Below are 9,794 nucleotides of genomic sequence, written 5' to 3'. Positions count from 1 at the left end.
CATGGACGACAACGCCCGCTACCAGGTGCTGCGCAACGACGAGGACCAGTACTCGCTGTGGCCGGCCGACCTCGAGGTGCCCGAGGGCTGGCACCCCGTCGGCAAGGAGGGCACCAAGGACGAGTGCTCCGCGTACGTCGACGAGGTGTGGACCGATATGCGCCCGCGCAGCCTGCGCGAACGCATGGACAACGTGGCCTCCTGACCGGAGCCGTGGCAGCGGGTGCGGCCGGCGCGTGGGGGCGCCGGCCGCTTCCGGGCCCCTCAACTTCCTCGTACGATCACGCGGTTACCATCCATGGAACCAGTCGGCCGCGGCGCGAGGGATCGCGCCCGGATACGGAGGAGAACACCACGTGACCGCGCAAGGGGTAGCATCCCAGACCGGAAGCGGGCCGGAGCCCCCCAACACCCCCCTCAACCAGGGGCGACCGCACAGCGCCCGGATGTACGACTACTTCCTGGGCGGCAAGGACAACTACGTCGCCGACCGTGAGGCCGCCGCCAAGGTCCTCACCCTGTGGCCGGGTGTCATGATCGCCGCCCGGACCAACCGGGCCTGGATGCACCGCGCGATCCGGTTCCTCGCCGCCGAACGGGGCATCCGCCAGTTCCTCGACATCGGCACCGGCATTCCCACCCGGCCGAATCTGCACGAGGTGGCCCAGGGGATCGCCCCGGAGTCCCGGATCGTCTACGTGGACAACGACCCCATCGTCCTCGCCCACGCCCAGGCCCTGCTCAAGAGCCGCCCCGAGGGCCGCACCGCCTATGTGCACGGGGACATCACCGAGCCCGAGACGATCCTCGCCTCGCCCGACCTCACCGAGGTGCTGGACCTGTCCCAGCCGGTCGCGCTGAGCCTGGTCTCGCTGCTGCACTTCGTCCCCGACGACTGGGGCCCGTACGACCTCGTCCGGCGGCTGGTCGACGCGCTCGCCCCCGGCTCCTATCTGGTGCTGAGCCATATCACCCCGGACTTCGACCCCGAGGCCACCCAGAAGACCGTGCAGGTCTACCACAGCGGCGGCATCCAGGGGAAAATCCGCACCAAGGACGAGGTGGAGCGCTTCTTCACCGATCTGGAGCTGGTCGAACCGGGCCTTGAGGTGCCGCACCGCTGGCGGACCGACCTGGCCGAAAGGGACTCCCATGTGGAGACCGGCGATGTGACCGACGCCGAGGTGTCGTTCTGGGCGGGCGTGGCCCACAAGCCCTGACACGGGGTTTCCGGAGCGGGGTTCAGGGACGCGGTCCGACGGTCGTGGTGCCGTCGCGGATGGTGATCGCCAGCGCGGGACAGGAGTCCGCCGCGTCCAGCACCCGCTCCTCCTCCGGGACCTCCTCGCCCAGCGGCCGGGCGTGCTCCTCGTCCAGGACGAACAGATCGGGGGCGATCCCGGCGCACATGCCGGACGCCATGCACCGGCCACCGTCGACCTCGGCCTTCCAGGTCATCCGGCTCACCACCCGACCGGCATGACGCGGGGCCCGCGAACCAGCATCCGGCCCTTCCACTCCACGTCCCCGGCCAGCCGCAGGTTCGGGAAGCGGGTGATCAGCGCGCCGAGCGCCTCCTGGAGCTCCAGACGGGCCAGCGGCGCGCCCAGGCAGTGGTGCACACCGTGGCCGAACCCGAGGTGCTGGGTGGCGGGGCGGGCGACGTTCAGGGTGCCCGGTTCGTCGAAGCGCAGCGCGTCGCGGTTGGCCGAGCCGACGGCCACGAGCACGGGCTCCCCGGCGCGCACCAGGGTGCCGCCCACCTCGATGTCCTCGGTGGCGTAACGGGGCATGGAGGCCGCCATGCCCAGCGGGACGAAGCGCAGCAGCTCCTCGACGGCGCCGTGCAGCAGGTCGGGGTCCTCGCGCAGCCGCCGCAGTTCGTCCGGGTGCTCCAGCAGCGTGAACACGAAGTTGGGGATCTGGGTGGCCGTGGTCTCGTGCCCGGCCACCAGGATGCCCACGCACAGATCCACGAGTTCCAGCTCGGACAGCCGGTCGCCCGCGTCCCTCGCCTCGATCAGCGAGCTCATGATGTCGTCCTGCGGGCTGCTGCGATGGTCCTCGATCAGCCCGGCCATATAGGCGCGCAGCTCCTCGGTGTTGCGGGTGTGCTCCTCCGCGCTCAGCGAGCTGGTGGACAGCGCGGCGTCGCTCCAGACGCGGAACCGGGGCCGGTCCTCCTCCGGGACGCCCAGCATGGCGCAGATGACGCCGACCGGAATGGGCAGGGCAAAGCGGTCCACGAGATCGGCGGGCGGTCCCGCGGCCTCCAGGCCATCCAGCAGGTCATGGGTCAACTGCCGTACCCACGGCCGGAGTTTCTCCACCTGGTGGACGGTGAACGCCTTGGCGACGAGCGTGCGCAGCCGGGTGTGGTCGGGCGGGTCCATGGTGAGGATGCCGCCGTCGCGCCGGCCCTCGGACTGCCGTGGCTCGTCGTGGTGAAGCACCTCCGCACGGCTGAAGCGCCGGTCCCCGAGCACCAGCCGGGCGTCGGCGTACCGCGTGGCCAGCCAGGCGGGCTCGCCGTAGGGCATGCGCACCCGGAGTAATCCGGTGCGGTTCCTGGCCTCTTCGTACGCCTCGCTGAGCGCCAGCCCCTCGGAGGAGTTGAAGGGGTAGGCGATGGGTGTCGTCTCCGCTGTGGTCATCGTGACCTCCCTTGCGTAAGCACGTGCTTACAAACGTAGGAGGCATCGGCTGATACGGTCAACGGCCCCTTTGCGCCGTTGATCTGACGGGCCGACGGGGATTCGCCGGAAGCAGACGAGAGGGGTGTCGTGATGGGGACGACCGTGTCCGAGAGGCAGCACCGGGACGCGCGGGACACACGCCGGCGGTTGCTGGAGGCCGCGGCGGCGCTCTTCGCCGAGCGGGGCTACGAACGGGCGACGGTGCGGGACATCGCCGATCGCGCGGGGGCCAACCAGGCGCTTCTCTTCCGCTATTTCGGCTCGAAAAGCGCGCTGTTCGGCGAGGTGATCGCGCGCAACGGGGAGGAGCAGCTGCGCACCACCCCACCCCATGAGCTGCTGGAGGCCGCCCTGCGCGGGCTGCTGGGACCGGGCGGTAAGGAGCCGGGCGGCCGTGCGCTGGCCACCCTGCTGCGCTCGGTGGACAGCGGTGACGAGATCGGTACGGCGGTGCGCGCCATCAGCGACGACTACGCGCGGGTGCTGGCCTCCCTGTCCAGCGCGGACAACCACGAGCTGCGGGCGGATCTGGCGCTGTCCTGGTTGCTCGGCATAGGGATGATGCGAGTGCTGGTGGGCAAGGAGCCGCTGGCCGACGCCGATCCGGACGAGGTGTGCGCGCTGGTCACCGCCGCGCTCGGCACCCTCCTGGACGGTCTTCCGGCAGCGGACGGCAAGCCGTAGGACGGCAGGCCGTAGAAGGGCGGTTCATGGCAGTGCGGGCCGTAGCGGGCCGGGCCACGCGGGGGCCGGGCGCTACTCGCGGAACTCCCCGCGGGGCGTGGTGACGACGCGACGCGCCCGGGCCGGGGTGATCACCTCGCGGAAGGCCGGATCGGTGAGAAGGACGACCGGGGCGATGCGGTGCGGGGAGTCGCCGTGCCAGTGGGGCAGGGCGGCCTCGATCACGGCCCACGACTGATCGGTGGCACCGCGGTCGGCCAGTGCCCTGGCCAGGTCCAGGGCCTGCTGGAAGGTGCGGGATTCGGGCAGGGCCGGCGGGACGAAGGCGGCGGCCCTGGCCATCCAGGCGGCGGTGTCGTCGCCCTCGGTGGCGGCGCCACCGGCGGCCACACCGCCCGCGCCCACGACACCGTCGACGCCCTCCGGGAGCCGCGGCAGGATGTCACCGAGGGCCGGGAGATAGCCGCCGGGGGCGCCGGTCCACTCCTCGGCCGCACAGCGCAGATAGAGCGGGGCGGCCTCGGCCCGTAACTGTTCCATGCCGATCGCCTCCATGACGTGCGCGTTGCCGAGGATGCCGGTGCGTATCCAGTGGTGGGCGGCGCTGATGTCGAGGAACGCCCCCAGGATGATCCCCAGATACGCGCCCGCGCCCGACCCCTTGACCGTGGCCTGCTCGAAGGTGGCCATCGCCTTGCGCACCTCGCCCCGCAGGGCCTGCGCCCTGCCCTCGGCCACCAGCTCCTCGGCGCTCTCGGGACGCGCCGTACGGACCTCGGGGGCCGCCTGGTCCTCGAAGCCGGTGCGCTCCTCGGCGACCAGCTCGGCGAACGAGGCGTGCCGGTCCCCCAGGGCCGGATACCAGCTCGCCCAGATGTAGGCGGCCCACTCCCCGTCCTCGGACACATCGGCAGGGTCCAGCAGCCAGTGCTGGGCGTCCCCCTCCTCGGAGATCAGCAGCGCCCGGTCCATGAACGCGGTGTCGTCCCAGTCGTCGCCCTCGCCGCCCCGGATGACACGCCAGGTCTCGTAGTCGGCCTCGCGCAGCCAGCCGACCGCCTTGGCCGTCCGCATCCGCCACATGAACGGGCTGATGTTCAGCCAGCCGTCGGAGGCACCCAGGAAGGCTCGATAGCTGGGCGGGAGCCGGGTGCCGAGCCGCTCCTCCAGGGCGAGGACGCTCTCCTCGTCCGCGCCCTCGAACCCGAGCCAGCCGGCGGCCCGCTGCTCGTCGCCGACCTCGCTCAGCTCCTCCTCGTCGGCCACCCGCAGGATGGTCGCGCTGTACTCCGCGAGATACGACCGCCACTGCTCGATGGCCCGCGGCAATGCCGCCGCGGACTCCGGCTCCGGGGCGGCCGTCACCGATGTGCCGCGGTATCCGGTGGGCGCCTCGCCCGCCCGCTGGTAGTGGCCGATGAAGCCCTTCGGCTGGGGCGCGGAGGTGAAGAGCCGGACCTGGGAGAGCTGGATCTGGTCCTCCCCCGCGTTCCGGGTGATCTCCAGGCGGTAGTGGCGATAGGGCGTACGGGCGGGGAAGGTGAATCCCCTGGGCTGATGGCGGTGCGCGAAGCTCTCCTCGATGCGGAAGTCGAGGTCCACCCAGTGCTCCCCGTCGTCGGAACCCTTGAAGGTCCAGTCCCTGGGATCGCGGCCCGGGACGTCGTTCGCCGAGGTCAGGACGTAGTGACCGACGGCGGCCGGGCGCCGCAGGGTGAACTCCAGCCAGGCGCTGTCGCCATGGCCGAGCCACTTGTGCCATGAGTCGTGCAGCAGGTTCTCCGCCACCTCGCCCGCCTCGGTGAACTCGCTGTGCGCCCGGACCCTGGTGACCAGGTCGGTCACCTCGGCCTCCGGGCCTGGCTCGGCGGCGAGCAGCGACACCGTGCCCGAGTGCCCCGACGGGTCGCCCCAGATGACCCGCTCGACGGGCGGTCCCCCGTCCTCGATCAGCAGACGCAGCTCCTGGCCGAGGTGGCGGCCCCCGGCCCCGCCGCCCTCCACCGTGCGGAAGCGGTGCATCACCTCCTCCAACGCGCTGTCCCGGAGCGATGAACGCCCTTCCAGCGCCCCCCGGTACTCGGTGAGCGCGCCGTCGGCGGCCCGCCGGTGTCCGTAGAACTCGGTCATCGCCGGCTGGAAGCCGATCGACGCCTCCGCGCCGTCCTGCCCGCGCCAGGCGAGCCGGACCGGGAGCGAGCCCTCGCCCCGGTCGAGATGGACCAGCAGCCGCGGGGCGGGCCGCCAGGCGGCCGAGCCCGGGGCGCGCCACTCGGTGCGATAGGCCCACACCGCGGCCTCGTCGCGCTGCTCCTCCGCCATGAGGTGCATACGGGCGCAGATGCGCGAGGGCTCGACGGTGATCCGGTACAGCCAGAGCAGGCCGCGCGCCTCGTCGCAGCCACGGACGTACAGCGTGTTCGCGCCCGCCACCAGCGCCTCACCGGGGACCGCGAACGCCACCTCCCGGGGCCGGGCGCCACCGGGCACGGTGAACTGCTCGATCACCGCATGCCCGTTGACGGTGATGTCGATCGGCGCGCATCCCAGGGATTCCCCCAGTGGTGAGACCCGTGCGATCAGGGTCAGCGTCAGCTGCTCCGGCAGCTCGTCGCGGTCCAGAGCGAAGTCGAGTTCGACACTCGCGCCCGCGCCGATCGCGAGCCGGTCACGGTCGGGATGGCACTTTGCGTACCGGGCCGTGGCATTGCCGAATCGAGGCGGATCGATGGCGAAATCCGCGAAAGTCGCTCGCACGCTGTGCTCCTGATGGGGCGCCGTCTGGTGGTCCGTTGACATGGGTCGGGGCATGGGTCCGGTGTGGCCTCAACACCCGGATGCTGCCGATGCTAGGGCGGTCCACCAGCACCGTCCGTATGCCGCGACGATCACTAGGGGGATGCGGGTCGGCCGCTCCCTCCCCCGCGTAGAACGGACCTCAGGACGGCGGGGCGCATCAGCGCGGTAGGGGCTGCGACCAGGGACATCACCTCGTGCAGGGCGTTGCAGACCGCCGGGTCGACGGTGGCCCGCCGGATGACCCGGTCCAGATAGCGGTGCTGGGCGCGGACCGGCAGTCCGGCGGGGCCGCCGGTGGTGGCGGGGAAGCGCACATCCTCACTGGAGGACAGCATCCAGGCGGTGTTGGTGGCGGCCGCGATGCCCTTACGGGCGGTGTCCGCCATACGGTGGCCGATGGAGCCGTGGCGCTCGGCGGCGGCCCGCAGGGCGCGGGCGCCGAGCGCGGCCACGGTGATGCCCTGGCCGTAGACCGGGTTGAAGGTGCACACGGCGTCTCCGATGACCACCAGGCCGCCCGGCGCCCGGCGCTCGTAGTGACGCCGCACACCCGGGCCGGGCCAGAAGCCGCGGACCGCACCGGCGGGCTCGGCCCGGACCAGCAGCTCGCGCAGGCTCGGGTCGCGCAGCAGCCGCAGCTGCCGGTCGAAACCGGCCGTACCGGGCTCGGCCTGCGCACCGCGCATACTGCCGAGGCTGGCGATCCACCGGCCGTCCTCCACGGGCAGCACCACACCGAGCCTGGGCACGTCGGGGGCCCTGGTCTGGAGATAGAGCGCGTCGAAGCCGGGATCCGGCCCGGCCGCGCGGTGGTACAGCCGGCTCACGTACGACACGCCCGCGTCGACGCGCTCCTCGGGGGCGGGCGGGCAGCCCAGCTGGGCCAGCCAAGAGGGGAGCCAGGAGGTGCGCCCGGAGGCGTCCACCACCATCTCCGCGCGCACCTCGCGCACCTGGGCGCGGGCGTCGCCACGCGCCCGGACCTGGACGCCCGTCACCTCGGCCGGTGTGCCGAGGAGTCCGACGACGTCCGTGTTCTCCAGCCAGCGCACCGTGGGCTCACCGCGCACCCGGCGCAGCACGGTGTGGTCGAGCAGCGGTCTGGTGCACGAGAGGAACGCGATCTCGCTCTCGTACTTCGCGAGCCATCCGGCCGCGCTCAGCCAGCGCACACCCGACATCGGAACGCGCACCGCACCGGCGGCCCGCAACTCCTCGCGCGCACCGGGCATCAGCTCCTCCAGCGCCCGGTGTCCGGCCTCGAGCAGCAGATGCGCGTGGCGCCCCTGCGGAACGCCCGAGCGGAACGCGGGCCGCTCGGGATAGCGGTCGCGCTCGACGACGACAATGCGCTCGGCATATCCACGCAGCGCCCATGCGGCCAGCATCCCGGCGAGACCTCCGCCGATCACTACCGCGGTCCCTCGCCCCGTTTGTTCCCCCAAAACCCCCATACTACGGAGCGTAGTGCATGATCACCCTAGAGTCACCACCCCCTTGGGGGGACGCGCGAGCGCTTCGACAACCCGGGCGGGGTCAGGGCAGTTCAGCCGGTCTCCGCCGGTTCCGCCGACTCGGCCGACTCGGCGATGAATGTGTCGAGCACCCCGTCGGCGATGCGCACCGGCCCCTCGGGTCGGGTCTCGCCCGGGATGGTGCGGATCTCCCCGGCCCGCCTCGCGTCGGCCGCCGCCCCGGCGAACCACCGGGCCGCATCGGCGTCGTGGCCGTCGAGACGGGCGCCCAGCGCGTCCAGGGTGCGCTCGAAGGCGCGCCCCCACAGCGACAGCGCCTCGAGCCAGGGCGCGCTGTCCGCCACGAATCCCCGGTCGGCCACCCCGGCCCTGATGCGCTCGGGGGCCTCGGCCAGCAGCCTGGCGTACGGGCGCAGATCGCGCAGGGCCGTCCGCTCGTGCCCCGCCTCCCAGGCGGTACGGAACCGGTCGAGCCGGGCGGCGAGTTCGGGGGCCTGCGGCTGCCAGGGTTCGGCGCCGAAGGTGGGCGCGAGATGCTGGGTGTCGAAGAAGGCCAGCAGCGAGCGAACGGTGTCGTCCGAACGCCCCGGCCGCGTGCCAGGGGCGCTCCCGGCGAGGTGGCGGGCGGCGGCCTCCCAGGTGCGGGTGGCGTCGTAGCCCGTGTCGTTCCAGGCGAAGTCCGCTCCGCCGAAGAGGGCCACCTTGCTGGCGGCGGCCTGGTTCATCGGGTTGAGGACCAGACCCGAGAGCTGCCGGTGCAGTCCGGGCTCACGGGCGTCGTACGGAGCGAGCAACAATCTTCCCTCGGCCTGGCCGTAGTCGTTGACCGGGTAGTTGTCCCAGACGAAGACCTTCCGCCCCCACACTCCCGCGGCCCGCTCCGCGTCGGCGACGGTGATGCGCGGCGGCACCACATCCGTTCCGGTCCACATCACCTCGACCCGCGCGTCCAGCCGCTCGCGCAGAACACGCTTGTACGGAGTGTCGGTGACGTCCCCGTACTCGGTCGGCACCATCTGGAGCGGCCTGGTGTCCGCCCGTTCGTCCAGGTACGCCTTCTGCACCGTGTTGAGCAGGTCGGACTGCGCCTCGGCGGCGGCCTTCGACGAGGGGTCTCCGTAAGTGGCGCGGTCGGACTCGCAGTTCCAGCGGGTGTAGCTGATGTCGTCCAGCGGCATGGAGAAGCTGCGCACCCCGAAGTCGTAGACCGCGTCCAGCTTGGCCTCCAGCGCGGCGATGTCGGCGGGGTCGCTGTAGCAGATGGAGTTCCCCGGGGAGACGGCGAAGGTGAACCGCACATGGTGGTCGGTGGCCTGCCGGACGAGCTCGCCGAGCTCCGCGAGTTCGGCGGCCGGGTACGGTTCGCGCCACTTCTCCCGGTGGTAGGGGTCGTCCTTCGGCGCGTAGATGTAGGTGTTCATCTTGACGTCCCCGTAGAACGCCAGCTGGTCCATCCGCTCGGCGTGGGTCCAGGGGCTTCCGTAGAAGCCCTCGATCACCCCGCGCAGCGGCATCAGCGGATGGTCGGCCACCGAGACGGACGCGATCGCCCGGTGGCCGGAAACCAGCTGACGCAGCGTCTGCGCCGCGTAGTATACGCCGTCCGAGTCCGCGCCCGCGAGCGCCACCGAGGTACCTCCCGCGGTGAGCGCATAGCCCTCGGCCGGAAGCGGGCCGCCCGGCACCCGGCCCCCGGCGGCCCGCAGCGCCCGCACGACCCGTGGATCGGCGATCCGGCCGACGGTCACGGTCAGCTTCGGCCCAGCGCCGTCCTGAATGCGCGAGGCCCCCGCGCGGCGGAGCACCGAGGTGATCAGATCACGCGTCGGGCGGTCCACACCGTCCGCGATGACGAGGCGGACCCGGTCGGGGACATGGACATCCGCTCCGATGCGGGACATCTCCTGCGGGCGCGGGGTGACGACCGGCAGTGGCCCGGGGGCGGTGGCCGCGGTGGCGGCCGCGCCGGTGGGCAGCAGCAGGGCGAGCAGGGTGAACAACACCGTGACGCGGGCCAGGGTGCTGGAGCGACTGCGCATGGGCCATCTCCTCCGTGGCATTCGGCGGCCTTCGGGGACGGTGCGGTGATGCCGGGACGGGTGCGGTGCGCCGTACGGGGTGCTGGGTGCTGGGGGCCGTG

General features: G+C 72.3%; 8 protein-coding genes. 3 read left to right on the top strand and 5 right to left on the bottom strand.

The genetic code is table 11. The features are described from left to right. Position 1 precedes the first annotated feature (1 nt). The gene (locus tag NQU54_RS30710; RefSeq protein ID WP_137976358.1) at positions 2–205 is read left to right on the top strand and encodes an MbtH family protein; all 204 of its coding nucleotides are present in this window, start codon (positions 2–4) and stop codon (positions 203–205) included. A gap of 151 nt (positions 206–356) precedes the next feature. Then, a complete protein-coding gene (locus NQU54_RS30705) occupies positions 357–1,220 on the top strand; it encodes an SAM-dependent methyltransferase (protein ID WP_069872125.1) in 864 nt (287 codons plus the stop codon). Positions 1,221–1,242: 22 nt separating this feature from the next. On the opposite strand, the gene NQU54_RS30700 is transcribed toward NQU54_RS30705, so the two are convergent. Together NQU54_RS30700 and NQU54_RS30695 are read right to left on the bottom strand one after the other, a co-directional pair. Continuing rightward, positions 1,243–1,458 carry a ferredoxin gene (locus tag NQU54_RS30700; RefSeq protein WP_069872123.1) on the bottom strand — a complete coding sequence of 72 codons (216 nt, stop codon included), beginning with the start codon at positions 1,456–1,458 and terminating at the stop codon, positions 1,243–1,245. Between the two features lie 5 nt (positions 1,459–1,463). Next, the gene (locus NQU54_RS30695; protein ID WP_257633889.1) at positions 1,464–2,654 is read right to left on the bottom strand and encodes a cytochrome P450; all 1,191 of its coding nucleotides are present in this window, start codon (positions 2,652–2,654) and stop codon (positions 1,464–1,466) included. Between the two features lie 144 nt (positions 2,655–2,798). Between NQU54_RS30695 and NQU54_RS30690 the strand changes: the two genes are divergently transcribed. After that, on the top strand, positions 2,799–3,380 hold the full coding sequence (locus tag NQU54_RS30690) for a TetR/AcrR family transcriptional regulator (RefSeq protein ID WP_441005758.1): 582 nt from the start codon (positions 2,799–2,801) through the stop codon (positions 3,378–3,380). Between the two features lie 72 nt (positions 3,381–3,452). Here the strand turns inward: NQU54_RS30690 and NQU54_RS30685 are convergent, their stop codons facing one another. From NQU54_RS30685 to NQU54_RS30675, 3 genes are all read right to left on the bottom strand, one after another. Beyond that, the gene (locus NQU54_RS30685; RefSeq protein WP_257633887.1) at positions 3,453–6,137 is read right to left on the bottom strand and encodes an SMI1/KNR4 family protein; all 2,685 of its coding nucleotides are present in this window, start codon (positions 6,135–6,137) and stop codon (positions 3,453–3,455) included. Positions 6,138–6,271: 134 nt separating this feature from the next. Beyond that, positions 6,272–7,591, bottom strand: a complete 1,320-nt coding sequence (locus NQU54_RS30680; protein WP_257633886.1) for an NAD(P)/FAD-dependent oxidoreductase — start codon at positions 7,589–7,591, stop codon at positions 6,272–6,274. A 134-nt stretch (positions 7,592–7,725) separates the two neighbouring features. Continuing rightward, entirely contained in the window at positions 7,726–9,693 is a 1,968-nt protein-coding gene (locus NQU54_RS30675; RefSeq protein ID WP_257633885.1) for a glycoside hydrolase family 84 protein, read from the bottom strand. Between the last annotated feature and the right edge of the window lie 101 nt (positions 9,694–9,794).

Source organism: Streptomyces malaysiensis subsp. samsunensis (assembly GCF_024519315.1).
GTDB classification, from domain to species: Bacteria; Actinomycetota; Actinomycetes; order Streptomycetales; family Streptomycetaceae; genus Streptomyces; species Streptomyces malaysiensis.
This window is presented reverse-complemented; position numbering and strand designations above follow the sequence as displayed.